Origin of the sequence: Emergencia timonensis, assembly GCF_900086585.1 — a bacterium.
In the GTDB taxonomy this organism is placed as follows: Bacteria; Bacillota; Clostridia; order Peptostreptococcales; family Anaerovoracaceae; genus Senimuribacter; species Senimuribacter timonensis.
Window position 1 is genome coordinate 1,758,079 of the sequence record NZ_FLKM01000009.1, and the last position, 17,757, is coordinate 1,775,835.

Here is a 17,757-nt window from a genome sequence, read left to right on the forward strand (position 1 = left end):
AATTATAACTCCTTATAAGTTTCAATAATATGTTCGATAGCCTTTTCCAGCTTTGTATTATTTTCTGTTTCAAAAAGATAGACTTTAATCTTTGCCTCCGTACCTGAAGGTCTTATGATGAATCTTGCGCCGCCCTCCAAAATAAATTCCACAACATCCGCCTTTGGCAGCCCTGTTTCTTCCATGTAATCTCTCTTTTTGAGAATTTTCCTGCCGCCGATGCTGTCATCGATTTCTCTCCTAAAATGATTCATCAAAGATTTCATGGCCATTGCACCATATGGCCCTTCGAAGAAATAATTTCTGGTCTTATCTCTGCAGGTGCCAAACTCCGCATAAATCTCTTGGAGACGTTCGATGAGATTTTTTCCCTGTGCCTTATGATACGCCGCCAGTTCTACTGCGATCATTGCTGAACTGACGCCGTCCTTGTCTCTGATGAAGGGATTGATCAGATAGCCGTTGCTCTCCTCAAAGCCGAAAAAATAAGATTTCTCTTCTCCCCGATTTGAAAGCGCTGTAATCAATTCTCCAATATACTTAAAGCCAGTCAACGTGTTGATGACTTGAAGTCCATATTTTTCTGCCATTTTTTCAATCAGCGGCGTTGAGACGATACTCTTAATGACAACTTGTCCCGGTTTTGCCTTTCGCCTCTGGCAGAGATAGTCAAAGATCAAAATTCCCAGTTGATTTCCAGTCAGCAGCACCTTCATGCCGTCATATAGCAGACAAAGACCGACTCTGTCACTGTCAGGATCGGTTGCAATAATCACGTCTCCTCCAATTTGATCTAAAACCTTGAAGCTTTCCGTATATGCTGTGATTTTTTCCGGATTCGGCGTAGGACATGTCGTGAAATTTTCATCAGGGTTCTCCTGCGATGGAACGACTGTCAGATTTTCAAAACCGATGTTCGCAAGCACTTGCCGCACATATCTGTTTCCTGCTCCGTTTAACGGACTATAGACGACAGATAAGGTGCTGAGTATCTTCTTTTGGCCAGACAAAAGAGAAAATGATGTGATTTTCGCAATAAAATCATCACATACCCATTCGTCTACGAATCTGATTCCTTCCTCACTTACTCTAATCCCCTCGAAAAAATCTAATTGGTCAATCGTCTCTGATATCTGGTCTGCTTCTTCTCCAACAATTTGATATCCGTTTTGATTGTATACCTTGTATCCGTTAAAAATCTTCGGATTATGGCTGGCCGTAATCATGATACCCATGCTGCAATGCAGTCTGCCTATAGCATAGGAGAGCAATGATACCGGCGCAATCTCCTGAAAAAGAAAGACCTCTATACCGTTTCCTCTCAGCGTCTTGGCTGTTTCCAAGGCAAAGATCTTTGATTTCTTTCTGCTGTCATAGGCGATGACGATAGACGGTTCACTGCAATGCGCATTCAGATAGTCTGCCAGCCCCTGCGTCGTCCTCCTGACCACGTATTCGTTCATTCTATTCGTACCAGCGCCGATAATTCCCCTGAGACCTGACGTACCGAATTGCAAATCAGTATAGAAGGAATCGATACGTTCTTCTTCGTTATCAGCCAGTTGTTCTAATTCCTGCTGCAGCTGTACATCCTTCACGGACTTTTCCAGCCATCGTCTGTATTCAGTATTTGCATAGTTTTTAATATCTTTTTTATCCATAAGATTAGTATACCATAAAAATCGAAATACAAAAAACAAAAATAGCGCTTTCGCGCTATTTTGCATCAAACCTAGAATGTGTCTTTGATGGTGCCGGCCATACGTGACATATCATGGCGCACATCGCCCATATCTTCAACTGTACGCTTTACATCCCTTGAGATCTTTTGCTTATCAGTCGGGGACATCCATTTATAAGCACAAAATCCTGCAGTTCCTGCAGCTGCCAGCATCACCGCATCTTTGATAATTCTGTTCATTAACCACACCTCCATCATATTTGATATGATTTAGTATGTCTGATACTCTCACAGATTATTCTCGTTTAACATGCTGGATAAAAGTGCCACTTTTGCCACCTCTTCTACGTATTTTGCTTTTAGAACCGTTTCGGCAATGGCCTCTCCCATGATAATCACACCGTGTTTTTCCAAGATTAAAACGTCTGTATCTTCTGAAATACCAGCAGTCACCTTTTCTGCCAGCTCGCGGCTGCCAGGTTTACCATAACCTATTACTGTTGTTTTGTCTTTATAGAAGACAGATTCCGTTACAACAGGCGGAATCTCCAACCCTTTTACTGCAAATGCTGTGGCATAAGTCGAATGTGTGTGTACCACAGAGTGTACGTCAGCTCTGTTTTTATAACATGCTATATGCATTGGCAATTCGCTGGAAGGTTTGTTATTATTAGGGTTATCCAAAATATTTCCTTCAAAATTACACACCACCAAATCGGCAAGGACAAGCTTTGCTTTTGAAATTCCTGACGGTGTTATAATAATATACTGTTCCTTCCTGTTGATTACACTAAGGTTTCCTGTCTTGTGCCTGCAATGACCTGAAAGCTCTATATCTTTTGACGCTTTTAAAAGCTGTTCTTTTAAACTCAGTAAGATAATACTGTTCATGGTTTATCCCCTCTCTATCTTTCTTGCATCGTTTTTGCTCTAAATATCTAAGCCGTCTACCCATTATAATGACGGGGAAGACAATATGCAATATTAGTTTGGGGACTATTTTCTATAAACTTTAGTATTAGTTTTTACATTTTACTCCGAAACAGAGGTGGATTCGATAAACCCTCCGCCAAATACGTAATCTTCTTTGTAAAATACAATAGATTGCCCTGGTGTAGCTGCTCGCTGCGGCTCATCAAAAACAGTGAGGATTTTCCCATCTGGTCGTTGGCTCACTCTCGCTGGTGCCGGCGTGGCAGCATAGCGAATCTTTGCCAGAACACGAAGCTCATCTCCAAAACCCTCCGGCAGGTCTGGCAGTGAATTTGCCGCGAAAAAGTTCTCCGAGGAAATAACTTCTCGTTTAAATAGGTCTGCATTATCCCCCAGAGTAACTTGATTTGTCTCTGGATCAATTGAGGTTACAAAGGCCGGTTTTCCCAAAGTAATACCGAGTCCTTTGCGCTGACCGATGGTGTAGTGAACGAGACCCTGATGCTCCCCTAAAAAAGCACCTTGTGAGTCTACAAAATTGCCTTTTTCCGCCGTCAATCCTCTGTTTTCGATATATGATACGTAGTTTTCTTTTTGTTCGTCTATAAAACAGATCTCCTGGCTGTCGGCTGTTTCCGCGTTCGGCAGATTATGGCTTCTGGCTATATTTCTTGTCTTTTCTTTGTCATCAAATTCCCCAAGAGGCAGTATCAGCCGAGATAACACATTTTGTCCCAGCCTGTAGAGCATATAGGACTGATCCTTTTTTTGATTTGCGCCCCTTCTGATGAAATATAGATCCCTTTCCTCATCATGAAAAATTCTGGCATAATGCCCCGTCGCAATATAGTATGCCCCTTTTTCTTCTGCTACCTGCAGCAATTTTTTAAATTTGATGCTGGGATTACAGATGACACAAGGGTTTGGCGTTCTACCCTGTAAATATTCACCGCAGAAATTGTTTATCACTGTCTGGTCAAATTCTTCAGAGACGTCCATTTTAACAAAGTCAATATCGAGCTTCTTTGCCAATTGGGCGGCAGCCTCGGCCCCTTTTAGATTCGTACCTAAGACGTCAAAATAGAAACCGATGACTTCCAGTCCTTTTTCTTTCAATAACAAAGCAGCGGTAGTGCTGTCCACTCCGCCGCTTAAACCTAATACTACCTTATTCTTCGATAATGTGTTCATGATCATCCTCATCTGCATCAGGGTCAAAGCCTGCAAGCCCTTCGTAAGTCTTGCCATTTTTCTGCGCATAATCGTAAATAGCAGATTTTATCGCATGGTCAGCGAGAACGGAACAGTGTACTTTCACTGCCGGAAGCCCGCCTAGTTCTTCAATAATCTGCTTATTGCTGATCGCCAGCGCCTCGTCTATAGATTTTCCAATAATCATAGAGGTAGCCATGCTGGAAGATGCGATGGCGCTGCCGCAGCCAAAAGTCTTAAACTTTGCATCGGTAATGACGTCGTCCTTCACTTTGATCTGAATCTGCATCATATCTCCACAGACTGGGCTGCCATATGTGCCAGTTCCATCAGGATTCTCAAGATCTCCTACGTTTCTTGGATTCATGAAATGATCCATCACTGTATCGTTATATAAACCCATTTTCCTACCAACCTTTCTCGCTGTTTACTGGTGACAATTCTCTCAGTTTTGTCACAATTTCTTTTAAGTTTTCTACTACGTAATCAATATCATCTTTTGTTGTAAAATCACCTACTGTAAATCTCACGGTACCGTGGATCATCTCTACTGGCACATCCAGTGCAGAGAGTACATGGGACGGCTCTAATGATTTCGATGAACAGGCTGACCCCGTCGATACGCTGATGCCTTTGTAATCCAAAAGCAACAGGATTGATTCACCTTCTATATATTTAAAGGTGATATTGGCATTGCCCGGATGTCTATGTTCCATGGTTCCGTTTACAAAGGTATCGGGTATTTCTTTGCTTACTTTCTCAATTAAATAATCCCTGACCTCTTTGCAGTGGCGAATATGCTCATCAAAGTTGGCTTCAGCCACTTCTGCTGCTTTGCCAAAGCCCACGATTCCAGCCATATTCTCAGTTCCTGCTCTTCTCCCCATTTCCTGGCCTCCGCCATGAATATAGTTTGAAATTCTCAGGCCCTTTCTCATATAAAGCGCTCCAATGCCCTTGGGACCATAAATCTTATGGGCAGACACGCTCATAAGGTCAATCCCCAGGTCTTTCACGTCGATGGGTACATTGGCCAGTGCCTGTACTGCATCTGTATGGAAGAGAATTTTGTGCTTCTTTGCAATCTGCGCCAGCTCTTTAATCGGCTCAACCGTTCCCACTTCGTTGTTTACATACATGATACTGATAAGAATTGTTTTATCAGTAATGGCGGCTTCTAAAGTCTCAGGCTTTACTGTCCCATCCGGTTCAACGTCCAGATATGTAACCTCATAGCCATTTTTCTCTAAAAACTGACAGGAATGCAGCAGCGCATGGTGCTCAATTCTCGTTGTAATAATGTGATTGCCTTTATCTTTTAATGCATTTGCTACACCAAAAACAGCCCAGTTATCAGCTTCGCTTCCGCAGCCAGTGAAATAAATCTCCCTTGGTTCTGCGTTAATCAGGTGCGCTACCTGCTCTCTTGCTTTATCAACAGCTTCTTTAGACTCTAACCCCATGGTGTAAAGACTTGAAGGATTGCCGAATTTTTCTGTAAAATAAGGAATCATTTCGTGTAAGACTTCTTCTTTGACTGGCGTCGTCGCTGAATAGTCCAAATATACTTGTCTCATGTGAATATGCTCCTTTGATGTTTATGTTTAATTTAATCTTCAAGTTTATATTATACCAATAATCTGTCGCCATTAAACAGTGAAAAATAAGTTTTTATATTTTTTTGAGTTGTGTAAGTTTCGTATTTTTTTGATTGATTTCTCCAGTAAAAAAGTACGAATGTTTCTCTTCTCTCGTATCATTGACACTTCTCATGACCCATCTGATTTCAGCTTTTCCTTTAATGATGCCATAGCTTGTCTTCTTACAAGATTTGATTTTAATTTTATAACTCACTACTTGATCTATATCAGTTGACTGATAGTTCTTCATAGCAGCTACATCATTTTTCAACAGTTTGCCTGATTCCAGCAGTTCAAGCTTGTCCCGTGATGCGTCAAAATCTCTTCTTCCATCGTAAAATTCATTGAGAACCTCCGTTCTCTGCGAAATTAAATTTTTCATTTCACGATTATAATCGCTGGGCCTGGCTATGATTCCCGCCGTCAGAAAAATGATGACGAGTACGCAGGCGTTTATCGCATATACTTTTTTCATAATAATCCCACCTTTCCCCTGCCTTCTATCATAAAACAAAGAAAGAGCGGAATTTGTAAAATTCTGCTCTTTTCTAATAATTAATTCAAATTTTCTTCAATTTCCACGACATGATCGCCTTTTTTGCGTCCTTCTGCCTCTTCTACGTCTTCCACAAATTCTATTTGTTCAAGCTGAGATCGCAGATTTGCTTTAAAAGAATCGATATATTCTCTTCTAAGAACTTGCTGCTCTTCTTTTTCTTCTTCGCTGAGTCCTTCAGACGTCTTTGCTTTTCTGGCTAACTCATTGATGCGCTCTACCTTTTCTTCCGTTATCATAGACACCTCCGTTTGCATTATAGCTTTATTAATTTATTCTACCATATTCCACTAGAAATAGAATCGAACGTCATGATTCAATGGTTCCTTCCTTGCAGGCAACATCGTAAGATATGGAACCATTATAACGTGTCCAATCCATTGAATTTTATATCGTAGGACACGTTTCAATGAACGCTTCCTTACAGCGAAGCTGCAAAATTGCTTGCGTTTATTATACCATGACGATTCCTCTGCAAATAGAATCGAACGTCATGATTCAATGATTCCTTCCTTGCAGGCAACATCGTAAGATTATGGAACCATTATAACGTGTCCAATCCACTAAATTTTATATCGTGGGACACGTTTCAATGAACGCTTCCTTACAGCGAAGCTGCAAAATCGCTTGCGTTTATTATACCATGACCTATCCAAATCTTAAAGAAAAAACGAAAAAATAACGGAATCAAAGATTCCTATTTCCACATGTCGCCCACAAGGGGCGAAGTTTTGCAAGGTACGTTAAGAATAAGAAAAAACTCCTTTCACCCACACAATAAATGAAAGGAGTTTATGGTTCTATGTTAATAATAATTCCTGGTTCCTTGTTTTCAAATTCAGTATTCCTTTAAGTAATCGGTTTATAATTCGTTCGGGGTTTAACGATTTATCCAACCTTTCTCTCTAGTCTAAGCTTGTCTGCTATAATAGCAATAAACTCTGAGTTCGTCGGTTTACCTTTATCATTTTTTACGGTATATCCGAATAAAGCATCTATTGTTTCAATTCTTCCCCTGTTCCATGCAACTTCTATCGCATGTCTGATAGCTCGTTCGACTCTGCTAGGCGTGGTATCATTCATCTTGGCAATCATTGGATACAATTCTTTCGTTACGGCACACAAGATGTCCATATCATTCACAACAATCGTTATAGCATCTCTCAAATATTGATATCCTTTAATATGAGCAGGAACACCAATTTCATGGATTAGGTTTGTAATCTCAATTTCTAAATCATTTTCTCTGATAATATCTTTATAAACTGTAGATTTTCGAAGGTTAAGCTGGCTGTTTGCATTGGTACGGATTCCTCCATCTCTGTTCATTACCTGCCTAACTCTCTTACCTAAAACGTCTGTGTTGATTGGTTTCACCAAGTAGTATTCAGCTCCCAGTCCAACAGCTCGTTGAATCATAGAGTCCTGACCTACTGCTGAAACCATAACCACACGGGGATACTTCTTCAGATCCATTGTGTTTAATGACTCAAGTACTCCAATACCGTCAAGATGCGGCATGATCAGATCCAGAATCAACACATCAACTTCATTTTCCTGGACCTTCTCCAGAGCCTGTAGGCCATCTTCTGCGACGAAACAGACTTCTATGTCATTTTGCTGGCAAAAATAATTTTGCAGCACCTCACAGAAGTCTTTGTTGTCGTCAACAATTCCTAACTTAATTTTTCCCATACGCATAATCCTCCCTCGGGACATTTTTCAAGAAAATTCATTTTCTTATGATATTATTTTACAATGAATTTCACTTTTTTTCTGCATGTATTTATCGCAATTTGTTTTTAAATTACTACAAATTCGAACATATTCGACAGAATGGTATCATTTATCTATTTCTTCTACCATCCACTCGGCAAAAATTCCGTATCCTTTTTGAGGGTTATTTACAAAAACATGGGTAACTGCCCCGATAATCCGGTTATTTTGTATAATTGGGCTGCCGCTCATGCCTTGAATAATACCGCCGCATGACGCAAGAAGTCCTTTATCGGTCACCTGAAATTCCAATCCCTTGCTCTCGGCTGAACTCTGGTGATGAATTTTCGTGATTTCAATCTTAAATTTTTCTACTGTGGTTCCGTCTATAGTCGTCAATATATAGGCATCGCCTTCTTCTATCTGTTCTTTTGATGCCATGACCATCGGCTGACTGGTCTCAAAACTCTGAGAATTATCAGCCTCTCCATAAATACCAAACTCGGTATTCTTTTCTATTGAGCCCAGCGGCTTTTGGAAATTGTAAATAATCCCGCCAATTTCTCCTGGCGTTCCTTTTGCGCCTGCCGTAATCTGATTTACCTTGGTATTAAGCAGACTGCCGTTTTTCGTCTGTAGCAGCGTGCCAGTCTCAGGTTCATAAATTCCGTGCCCTAAGGAGGCAAATTTATTTGTTTTTGGGTCATAGAAAGTCAGGGTACCGATACCTGCGATCTTTTCCTTGATCCAGAAACCTAATTTGTATTCCTTGCTGGACTTATCATAGTACGGTGTGATTTCATAATTGATGGGTTTTTTATTTCTCATCACAGTAATCTCCACCTTTTTGCCCTTGTCACCTACAATTTTTTCCACATCGGCTGGTCCTGATACCTTTTCTCCATTGACGGCTACAATCATATCACCTATCTGCGGCCCAGAATTATTCTCTACACCGACAATCAGAGCGCCTTTTACACTCATCTGAATGCCTACAGACTGTCCTCCGGGAATCAGTACTCTTTCAGAAACCACATTATCCGAGCCGGTAATCACCGACAGTTTTTCGGGAAACAGCACCCCGGCACATGCGACAAAAGCCAGGACACCCGCAAACAAGACTGCACATTTTTTCAGTCTGCTTTTCAGTTTTGAACTTTTAAAATTTACATCAATCATTTAATTTTAACTCTCATAATCCATCATTAATCTATTAAGATCATCTCTGTTTTCAACTTTGATACCCTCACGAAACTTTGCCTGGTCCCCCTGGGATAATGTCTCATAGACAATGGAAGTGCTTTCCAGTTCCGTAAGCTTTCCAGTTTCATCAGAGAAATAGATCTTTATAACATTATTATCGTATTTGACCAGATAATATGACTGATAAAATTTATCTTGGTCGTCATCATTTTGATCCTGATCTTGTACATCCGTTGAATTATCAGCGTCTGGACCCGATTGATTTTCTTCACTAACTTTACTTTCAAGATTTGTACGTTCCGCATCTTCTGCATTCTTATTGCTCAGTGCTCCAATCAGTATAAATACTGCAATAACCGCAATAAGTAATACGATACACACGTAAATCCAAGTTAAATTTCTTTTCTTCTGGCTGAACATATTATCACCTCTAAAGATATTCTTGCCAGATATATGCACTTTATACCAGGTCTGTCAAACAAATTTATAATGCTGAACAATCAAGTTGTGATTTTGTCTTTCATTTTCTCATAAGTTTTGTCTCCAATACCGCTGACATTCTTAATATCTTCTTTTGATGCAAAACGACCATTTTCGTTGCGGTATGCAATAATCTTATCTGCTGTAGCTGGTCCGACACCCGGAATTTCCTGCAGCGCCGTACTATCTGCTGTGTTAATATTAATTAAACCGCTGGCCGTCGTTCCTGAACTGATTGGTGAATCTACTCCTTCTCCCTTGGCAGGTATGACAATCTTTTCTCCATCACTGACAACTTCGGCTTGGTTAAATCCATCCTTATCTGCATCCGATGTCAAGCCGCCTGCCATTTTTATCACTTCAAACAACCTGGTTCCCTCAGTAATCTGATACACGCCAGGCTTCTTTACCTGCCCACTGATATCTACAAAAATCTCTGCCTTTTCAGTTTCTTCTGGTGTCAGCTCTGACGTCTCCGTGTTTTTTGTTTCTTCGGGCAATTGTATAGGAATTTCTTCTTTTTCCCCATTATGTCCAAAAAACACAACAGCGACAATCATGATCAATACGACTGCCGCTGCTCTTGCGATTTTCTTATGTTCCTTTAAGTAAGTAATATATACCTTCAGCTTGTCCATGAGTTGATCCATCATTCTGTACCCCTTTCCATATATGCACGATCTCTTTTACATAATTTTACATATATTCTATGGGGAAGTCAAGCTAAAATTGTAATTTACTGTCAAAGTTTATCTTTGTTCTCTCTACCTCTACATCGTACCGTTTGACGTCTAATCCAGTGTAGGTCAAAAATGATGCTATAACCTGTTCCGGGCTCAGATTAGAGTTGCTGCCTGAATCTAATTTCATATGCAACGTCAGCTTGTCACCTGCCGCCACAGCCATTTCTCTAATTTTTCCTTTAATATCTACCGAGACTATCTTTTTTGTTTTTTTCTGTCGCTTTTCTGCGATAATCTGTTCCTGATCCAGATAGCTTTTAATCAGTTCTGCATATTTCTCTCGATTGGAAGGTATGGGAAATACGACCTCATATTCTGCTTCTGTAACTGCAGAAGCCAGGGACTTGACTGGAGATTCGAGTTTTCGGCAATCCAGGAGTTCTACTCCCTCTGGTATGACACCTGCGAGACGCTCTTTGATTTCTGCTGGATCAAAGTCTTTTGTAGTCTCAAACTCTAAAAGTTCACACTTGCTGGTATAGCCTAACGATAGTGGCTGAGCGAACCCCATCTTAGGATGAGGATTAAATCCTTGTGAATGCTCTAACAAGATCCTGCTTCTTTTAAACGCTCTTTTAAACAGCCTAAGCATGTCCAAGTGTGATGTATATTTAATATAACCTTCCTTGGAAAATCTAATGATATATCTATTCATAAATGCCTCCCATTTTACAGTTCACCCTTCTGTTAATTCCACAGCCACTACAGCCGTATCTGCAGTCCTTCGTCGTCACTTCCTTCATTGCCTTTTCCGCTTCAGATTGTAGAAATTTTTTGGTAATGGAAGAATCGATGATATCCCATGGCAGCAGTTCATTATAGTTTCTTTCTCTCGTGGTATAGAACCCGACGTCTGTTCCTGACTGCATGATGGCCGTATTCCACTTTTCCAAATCAAAATGTTCCGACCAGCCGTCGAGGCGGCAGCCCAATTTATGTGCTTCTAACAAAAGCGCCGAAAGCCGCCTGTCTCCGCGAGCAAAGATTGCCTCGTAAGTACTGACAGCATCGTCGTGATAGTTAAAAGTTACGCCCTTTATCTTCAGTTTCTCGTGCAGATAATTGTGTTTTTTAGTAAATTCTTCTGTGCTGTCCTGGCGAACCCACTGAAACGGCGTGTGCGCCTTTGGTACAAAGTTAGAGACGCTGACAGTAACATTAAACCGCCCGGTGCGCCCGGATTGTCGGTAAATAGCGATAATCTTTCTGGCAATTTCCGCAATGCCGTCGAGATCTTCATAAGTTTCCGTCGGCAGTCCAATCATAAAATAGAGCTTAATATGTTTCCAGCCCAGTTCGATGGCCTGTTCTACTGCATCGTAAATGTCTGTCTCCGTGATTCCTTTATTGATAACATCTCTCAGTCGCTGGCTGCCTGCTTCTGGAGCAAAGGTCAATCCAGACTTTTTGTAGCCCTGTATTTCCTCTAAAACCTTAAAAGAAAAAGTGTCTAATCTAAGAGACGGCAGGGACAGAGATACATTCTGTTCTTTACATTCTTTCATTAAGTCAACAGCCAGCGACTCAAATTCTGAATAATCACTGGTAGAAAGAGAAAGCAGCGACAATTCCTCATGTCCCGTACTTTCAAGCTGTTTTCTGGCAAGATCCATAATCCTTCCTTTTGATCGTTCTCTGACAGGTCTATAAATCATTCCAGCCTGACAAAATCTGCAGCCTCTTGTACAACCTCTGAAAGTTTCTATCACAGATCTATCGTGAACCGTTTCAATCAAAGGTACGATGGGTTCTGTCGGAAAATCTATTTTTTCTATGTCATCAATTATGCACCGCTTCACCCTGTCGGGTGCTCCTTCAAAAGCCTTTTCATATGCTTTTATAGTACCGTCTTCGTGATAAATGACGCGATAAAAAGAAGGAATGTACACACCTTCATCGTCAGCAATCTCTTTCAGGAAGTCAGCCTTACTGACACCCCTGTCCTTTGCATTGATGTATCTTTTTATCAATTTGGGCAGGCTCTCTTCACCGTCCCCAATTAAAAACACGTCGATAAATTCAGCTAATGGTTCTGGATTAAAGGCGCAGGGTCCCCCAGCTATGATAATAGGATCAACTTCTGATCTATCCGTTGATTTCAGCGGGATTCCTGCCAATTCTAGCATGTCTAAAATACTGGTAAAGGACATTTCATACTGCAATGTAAACCCTAAGAAATCCATATCTTTGATCGGCGTCTTTGTCTCCAGAGTGAAAAGTGGCATCTGCTCCTCTCTCATGAGTGATTCCATATCAGGTGCCGGTGCAAAAACTCTCTCGCAATAAATATCATTTTCTCTATTTAAAATGTGATAGAGAATCTGCAGTCCCATATAAGACATACCGATTTCGTACAAGTCTGGAAAGGCAAAGGCAAACCTAGCCTTTACTTTTTCAGGATCTTTCATAACAATATTGGTCTCACTGCCAATATATCTGGCAGGTTTTTCTACTCGCTTTAGTAAATTGTTTAACTTTTCATTCTGGTTCATTTTTCAGCCTTTCGTAAATAAACTATCAATAGTTTGTCCGATCGATTCTTCTATGCACTTCATAAACTTCTGGGTTTCTGCTTTCTTTTGTAATATTCTTTTATTTACTTCTGGTCTGTTGCCCGCTTTATGAATGATATAGTCGATACGGTCATTCAGACCTACATATTGATCTTCTTTAACTAGTCTGTCTCCAAGGCAGACTAAATCCGTCTCATCTAGTTTATCAAAGTCATGAAAATCATACGTCATATGCACTCTGACTATCTCTGCTTCATCCTTGTAACCCAGGCTTTCCAAGATGTCCGCACCGACTTCCCAGTGTTTATCACTGACTCTGGCTACATCATGAACAAGGCCTGCACCTTTAATCAAATCGATATCCAGCGCAAAGCCTTGCTCGTTAAGTTTTCTGCCAATTGTGACAGCTGTATGACTGACAGCTTTGCAGTGACCGATCACATGCTCTGGCGTATGATATTTTTCAAATAACGCTTCACACTCTTCTTCTGTAATTCTCTTTACCATCAATTCACCAGCCTTTCAACTGCTAGTATACCATGACCTCCCTTTGGAAATATAATGGAAAGTCATGATTCAATGAACGCTTCCTTGCGGCAACGCCCTAAGATCGTGCGTTCATTATACCATGTGCATTCCTCTGGAAACAGAATCCCAGCACATGATTCAATGATTCCTTCCTTGCGATGAAATCGTAGGATCGTGGAATCATTATACCACAAATATACCAATGAAAATACAATCGAAATTTGTGATTCAATGAACGCTTCCTTGCGGCAACGCCGTAAGATCGTGCGTTCATTATATCACATATTCTCTTGAAGGTCATAATAAAATTCCTTGCCAGAATTTGTATCAAAGCTGCCAATGATTTCGCCTCGCTGCACTCTCTCTGATTCAAACACGCTGATGTCAGAAAGATTGCCATAAACAGATATGGCGTCTTCGTGTTTAATTTTCACATACAATCCCAGTTTGGCATCTCTTCCTGAGCTCAGTACCATGCCGCCAGCCACTGCATGTACCTGTTTAATTTCTGAGTCGGATTTTTCGTCCATCGGCTCGCCATATTTAGAAGAGGAGTTGACATCAGCTACTGCAGAGACGACCTTTGCCGGTGCATCCGCCAGCGCTGTAGACAATTCTTTTCCAGCAGCTTTTACATCTTCCAAATTCATCTGGTACATAACCTGTGCCTTTGCCTGGTCAAAATATTTTGCAAAAGTTTCATTTTTAATATTTCCGCCACAGACTGCCACTGTTGAGATTACCATGCAAACAGCAATCTGCCAGTACAATTTATTCTTATTCATAAAATCACCTCTATATAAAGTATTATATAGAGGTGTAAATTATGACATTCTGTCCAAAGAGCTATGGCGATTTGCCAGACAGAATTTATGCTGGAACTCCCCGAAGCTATGCTTCGGCTTGAGTTTGTCGTATGACATTCTGTTCAAAGAGCTATGGTGATTTACTGAATCGAATTTATCGATTAATATTCGTCCCAGTATTCAAATTCATAATCGAAAATTTTGATCGTATCGCCTTCTTGAAGACCCATTTCCAATAGTTTCTCAATGGCGCCTTTTTTCTCGACATACTTATAAAGATATCTCAAAGAACCCATATCATTAAAGTTCGTGGAGTCGAAGATCTTCTGCAGTTGTTTCCCTGTGAGTACGTAAACATCACCTTTTTTTGATGCATAGATTTCCTTAAAATCCGGATCCTTATCGTCCACATCAAAATCAAAATATTCATATTCCTCTTCTTGTTCAGGATTCAGCGCCGCTTTCTGCAGCTCTGCAGCCGCAGCTGCCATCAATTCATGGACCCCTAAATTAATCGGCGCAGAAATTGGAAAGACCTGATAGCCTTTTCCTTCGACGTACTCCTTAAATTCAATATATTTAGGATTGTCTTCATCAATCATGTCCATCTTATTGGCTGCCACCAGCATCGGTTTCTTGGCCACTCGTTCGCTGTATTCGCGCAGTTCATTGTTGATCTTTTCAAAGTCGTCAATCGGATCCCGGCCTTCACTGCCTGAAACGTCTACGACATGTATCAATATCTTCGTTCTTTCAATATGCTTCAAAAACTTTAATCCCAGTCCTAACCCTTTATGAGCGCCTTCAATGATGCCTGCAATATCTGCCATGACGAAACTGGTGTCAAAGATCTGTACCACACCTAAATTGGGTGCAATGGTAGTGAAATGATAGTTCTCAATTTTCGGCTGTGCACTGGTAGCGGTAGCTAAAAGGCTAGACTTACCCACATTCGGGAATCCCACTAGTCCCACATCCGCTATCATCTTCATTTCTAAAATGATACTTCTCTCTTTTGCAAAACCGCCGGCCTCTGCAAAGTTTGGCGCTTGTCTCACAGAATTCTTAAAGTTCGTATTGCCTTTACCGCCTTTACCGCCCTTTGCCGCAACAAAAGCTTCGCCGTCTTCCGTAAGATCCTTCATAACTAGACCAGTTTCTTCATCTATGACTACAGTCCCCATAGGCACTTTGATGACTAAATTCTCACCATTTTTTCCAAAGCGTTTTTTCTTCATGCCGTCCTGTCCGTTTTCGGCTTCGTACTTTCTCTTATACCTGAAGTCCATCAAAGTTCTCAAGTTTCTATCTGCCTGAAAAACAACGTCTCCGCCTTTTCCGCCATCGCCGCCGTCGGGACCGCCTTCCGGTACAAAAGGTTCTCTTCTAAAGGAAACACATCCGTTTCCGCCTTTGCCTGATTTTATATATATTTTGGCTCTATCTACAAACATGTCAGAACCTCCTTACGTTTTTAGTATGTGCAATAACTAACAGAAAAGCCCCTAAAAAATTTAGGGGCTCAAAGTTTTTATGCTTCTTTTGGATAAACGCTAACCTGTTTTCTAGTCTTGTCTTTTCTTTCGAATTTAACATTACCTTCAATCTTAGCAAATAATGTATCATCTCCGCCGATGCCTACATTATTACCTGGATGGAATTTTGTACCTCTCTGTCTAACCAAAATGCTGCCAGCACTAACAAACTGACCGTCTCCTCTCTTCACGCCTAAACGTTTGGACTCGGAATCACGACCGTTCTTAGAGCTACCTACTCCTTTTTTACTTGCCATAGACCAGACACCTCCTTGTTATTTCGTGGCTCTATAAGGGAATTATTTTAATGCTGCTTCAATTGTTTCGATGATGACAGCTTTTGTTGCCTTTTCATCTACTTCAATACCATGTTCATTGGCAAAAGCAATTAATTCGTCTTTTTTCATAGATGCTGAAATTTTCTTATCAGCTTTCGGTTCTTCAGTTGCTTCCACTTTAGCTTCTTCCTTGACAGGAGCTGCTTTAGGAGCTGAACCGTCTAATGATTCAATCTTAACCATTGTATATGGCTGTCTGTGACCCTGTTTCTTTCTGTAGTCCTTCTTAGATTTGTACTTGTAGATGATAACTTTCTGTCCTTTGCCGTTCTCTACAACTTCGCCAAATACTTTGGCTCCCTCCACGTAAGGTGCACCTACCTTAAGGTCTCCTTCTTTAGCTAAAACCAGTACTTTGTCGAATTCTACTTTTTCTCCAGCGCCGACATTTAACTTTTCAATTGTTAAAACGTCGCCTTCCTGTACTCTGTACTGCTTTCCGCCTGTTTCAATTACTGCGTACATATTCTATTCTTACCTCCTCTATCCAGTCTCGCCTTTTCAGGTAGCGTATGTACAAACGCTTTCTAAAACCTTTTCCGAGCGGTCTAACTCAATTAGTTTAGCACATCGGACGAGTATTGTCAAATGGTTTTACCGTGTCTTTTGTTTAATTTTTCAGTTATATGATTGGGCAGTTCAATTACGCTGGTAAGAAGATCTAAATCATCGTCATCAAAATCAGTCGTCATCCCCTCCATATACCATTTATCACCATACTTTATAAGGCATGGACCACTTATCTCGATGACTTTATCTTTGCTTATAGAGTACAATTCAAAACTTTCACTGCTGTTCTTCAAATTTATTTTCTTTGTTTTTTTACGATTAGCTATTGTTAGCAATTGCCCATATTCGCTTCGATTTATGCTTATGTTTCGATTATTCTCATCACCATCAGGTAATAGCCAAAAATCATAATGGTTCAAATCGTTGTAGTAGGCTTCTACTTTTAAACGATATTTTTCTGACGTAAACAAATTATAACTGCTATAAATCGGGAAGCCAGTGCTATTTGTTACCAGATAAACATTCTCTTTTTCATTTACATTAAAGATCCTGTCTATCAAACTGATTTCCGACATAATGTTAAAGATAATTTTCCTATCAGCCTGAAATGACTCTTTCCAATAAACTGTATCTTTATTTCCTAAATTCAAATTTATTTCTTCATATTTTTCTCCCTTATAATGAAAGGAAGTTTGTCCTGGATCCCAAACGATAAGTGTTCCTGTATCCACATAATTTCGTTCTCCAATACTGTTACTATATCGAATTAAAAGAAACGAAGCCGTAGGTAATAAAGTCAATATTATACCAATCAGAATAGTGGCTACACCTTTTTTCAAAACCCTATCAAGCTTTTTTTCCTTATACTCTTTTACAAGTAAGAAAAATGATCTGATAACAATTACTATGCCTGCTGTAAAAGCAATAAACAAGAATATCACAAAGGCTAAAACCTGCATTCAACATTCACCTCCAATTTTATCCTGCTTTTCATTTTAACACAGTTTATTATCAATTTAACATAGAAAAAAGCAACTTGCAGCCGAGTTGCCTAAACATGGCTGCATATCTGCTTTTTTCAATCATCCCCTATTTTTTTCTTGCTCTAACAGACTCCGTCAAAAGATATTCAATTTGACTGTTGATGGAACGGAAATCTTCATCTGCCCACCTGGATATCTCTTCCCACAGAGAGGGAGCGATTCTCAAAATGACTTGTTTCTTAGCCTTTTCATTCTGTTTGATGGATTTTTCCTTTTCCTTAATCTCTTTCTCCATTTGCTGCAGTTTTTGCAGCCGTAGCGTGAGTTCTCGCTCTTTATCCTCTATACTTTTATCTTTATCCATGAATCCCTCCGCTTTC

20 protein-coding genes and 1 pseudogene are annotated in these 17,757 nt (G+C 40.3%); all 21 read right to left on the bottom strand.

The genetic code is table 11. From position 1 onward, the window contains the following. Nucleotides 1-2: 2 nt before the first annotated feature. The 21 genes and pseudogenes from BN6539_RS19215 to BN6539_RS19315 all read right to left on the bottom strand — a co-directional run bounded on the left by BN6539_RS19215 (nucleotide 3) and on the right by BN6539_RS19315 (nucleotide 17,741). Nucleotides 3-1,661, bottom strand: a complete 1,659-nt coding sequence (locus BN6539_RS19215) for a phospho-sugar mutase (RefSeq protein WP_067542006.1) — start codon at nucleotides 1,659-1,661, stop codon at nucleotides 3-5. 71 nt (nucleotides 1,662-1,732) lie between these two features. Beyond that, the gene (locus tag BN6539_RS19220) at nucleotides 1,733-1,921 is read right to left on the bottom strand and encodes a hypothetical protein (protein ID WP_067542009.1); all 189 of its coding nucleotides are present in this window, start codon (nucleotides 1,919-1,921) and stop codon (nucleotides 1,733-1,735) included. A gap of 48 nt (nucleotides 1,922-1,969) precedes the next feature. Further along, nucleotides 1,970-2,572 (bottom strand): class II aldolase/adducin family protein, encoded by a 603-nt coding sequence (locus BN6539_RS19225; RefSeq protein ID WP_067542012.1) that lies wholly within the window; start codon nucleotides 2,570-2,572, stop codon nucleotides 1,970-1,972. 141 nt (nucleotides 2,573-2,713) lie between these two features. Next, nucleotides 2,714-3,805 carry a tRNA 2-thiouridine(34) synthase MnmA gene (mnmA, locus tag BN6539_RS19230; protein ID WP_067542014.1) on the bottom strand — a complete coding sequence of 364 codons (1,092 nt, stop codon included), beginning with the start codon at nucleotides 3,803-3,805 and terminating at the stop codon, nucleotides 2,714-2,716. Beyond that, complete coding sequence (nifU, locus tag BN6539_RS19235) at nucleotides 3,783-4,229, bottom strand: Fe-S cluster assembly scaffold protein NifU (protein WP_067542017.1); 447 nt, start codon at nucleotides 4,227-4,229, stop codon at nucleotides 3,783-3,785. Before nifU ends, mnmA begins: the two co-directional genes overlap by 23 nt. Before the next feature lie 4 nt (nucleotides 4,230-4,233). Continuing rightward, the gene (gene nifS / locus BN6539_RS19240; protein WP_067542020.1) at nucleotides 4,234-5,403 is read right to left on the bottom strand and encodes a cysteine desulfurase NifS; all 1,170 of its coding nucleotides are present in this window, start codon (nucleotides 5,401-5,403) and stop codon (nucleotides 4,234-4,236) included. A 94-nt stretch (nucleotides 5,404-5,497) separates the two neighbouring features. After that, nucleotides 5,498-5,941 (bottom strand): hypothetical protein, encoded by a 444-nt coding sequence (locus tag BN6539_RS19245; RefSeq protein WP_067542023.1) that lies wholly within the window; start codon nucleotides 5,939-5,941, stop codon nucleotides 5,498-5,500. An 80-nt stretch (nucleotides 5,942-6,021) separates the two neighbouring features. Further along, nucleotides 6,022-6,261 carry a DUF896 domain-containing protein gene (locus BN6539_RS19250; protein WP_082907620.1) on the bottom strand — a complete coding sequence of 80 codons (240 nt, stop codon included), beginning with the start codon at nucleotides 6,259-6,261 and terminating at the stop codon, nucleotides 6,022-6,024. A 649-nt stretch (nucleotides 6,262-6,910) separates the two neighbouring features. Then, nucleotides 6,911-7,717: a sporulation transcription factor Spo0A gene (gene spo0A / locus BN6539_RS19255; RefSeq protein ID WP_330385110.1), complete on the bottom strand. Its 807-nt coding sequence runs from the start codon at nucleotides 7,715-7,717 to the stop codon at nucleotides 6,911-6,913. A 147-nt stretch (nucleotides 7,718-7,864) separates the two neighbouring features. Continuing rightward, complete coding sequence (gene spoIVB, locus BN6539_RS19260) at nucleotides 7,865-8,917, bottom strand: SpoIVB peptidase (RefSeq protein ID WP_082907621.1); 1,053 nt, start codon at nucleotides 8,915-8,917, stop codon at nucleotides 7,865-7,867. A gap of 6 nt (nucleotides 8,918-8,923) precedes the next feature. Beyond that, nucleotides 8,924-9,361: a hypothetical protein gene (locus BN6539_RS19265; RefSeq protein ID WP_067542032.1), complete on the bottom strand. Its 438-nt coding sequence runs from the start codon at nucleotides 9,359-9,361 to the stop codon at nucleotides 8,924-8,926. Nucleotides 9,362-9,441: 80 nt separating this feature from the next. Then, entirely contained in the window at nucleotides 9,442-10,074 is a 633-nt protein-coding gene (locus BN6539_RS19270) for a helix-hairpin-helix domain-containing protein (protein WP_082907622.1), read from the bottom strand. Between the two features lie 70 nt (nucleotides 10,075-10,144). Beyond that, the gene (locus BN6539_RS19275; protein WP_067542035.1) at nucleotides 10,145-10,819 is read right to left on the bottom strand and encodes a TIGR03936 family radical SAM-associated protein; all 675 of its coding nucleotides are present in this window, start codon (nucleotides 10,817-10,819) and stop codon (nucleotides 10,145-10,147) included. Continuing rightward, nucleotides 10,812-12,656 carry a TIGR03960 family B12-binding radical SAM protein gene (locus BN6539_RS19280; RefSeq protein WP_067542038.1) on the bottom strand — a complete coding sequence of 615 codons (1,845 nt, stop codon included), beginning with the start codon at nucleotides 12,654-12,656 and terminating at the stop codon, nucleotides 10,812-10,814. Before BN6539_RS19280 ends, BN6539_RS19275 begins: the two co-directional genes overlap by 8 nt. A 3-nt stretch (nucleotides 12,657-12,659) precedes the next feature. Further along, nucleotides 12,660-13,184, bottom strand: a complete 525-nt coding sequence (locus BN6539_RS19285) for an HD domain-containing protein (protein ID WP_067542041.1) — start codon at nucleotides 13,182-13,184, stop codon at nucleotides 12,660-12,662. 299 nt (nucleotides 13,185-13,483) lie between these two features. Further along, on the bottom strand, nucleotides 13,484-13,990 hold the full coding sequence (locus BN6539_RS19290; protein WP_067542044.1) for a M23 family metallopeptidase: 507 nt from the start codon (nucleotides 13,988-13,990) through the stop codon (nucleotides 13,484-13,486). A 182-nt stretch (nucleotides 13,991-14,172) separates the two neighbouring features. Continuing rightward, nucleotides 14,173-15,465, bottom strand: coding sequence for a GTPase ObgE (gene obgE / locus BN6539_RS19295; RefSeq protein ID WP_067542047.1), 1,293 nt, complete (start codon nucleotides 15,463-15,465; stop codon nucleotides 14,173-14,175). 77 nt (nucleotides 15,466-15,542) lie between these two features. After that, complete coding sequence (gene rpmA, locus BN6539_RS19300) at nucleotides 15,543-15,803, bottom strand: 50S ribosomal protein L27 (protein ID WP_067542049.1); 261 nt, start codon at nucleotides 15,801-15,803, stop codon at nucleotides 15,543-15,545. Nucleotides 15,804-16,043: 240 nt separating this feature from the next. Next, nucleotides 16,044-16,349: pseudogene (gene rplU / locus BN6539_RS23035) on the bottom strand (50S ribosomal protein L21); the annotation flags it as partial. Nucleotides 16,350-16,468: 119 nt separating this feature from the next. Further along, nucleotides 16,469-17,353, bottom strand: a complete 885-nt coding sequence (locus BN6539_RS19310; RefSeq protein WP_067542055.1) for a hypothetical protein — start codon at nucleotides 17,351-17,353, stop codon at nucleotides 16,469-16,471. A 130-nt stretch (nucleotides 17,354-17,483) separates the two neighbouring features. After that, the gene (locus BN6539_RS19315) at nucleotides 17,484-17,741 is read right to left on the bottom strand and encodes a hypothetical protein (RefSeq protein ID WP_317870569.1); all 258 of its coding nucleotides are present in this window, start codon (nucleotides 17,739-17,741) and stop codon (nucleotides 17,484-17,486) included. Nucleotides 17,742-17,757 lie beyond the last annotated feature (16 nt).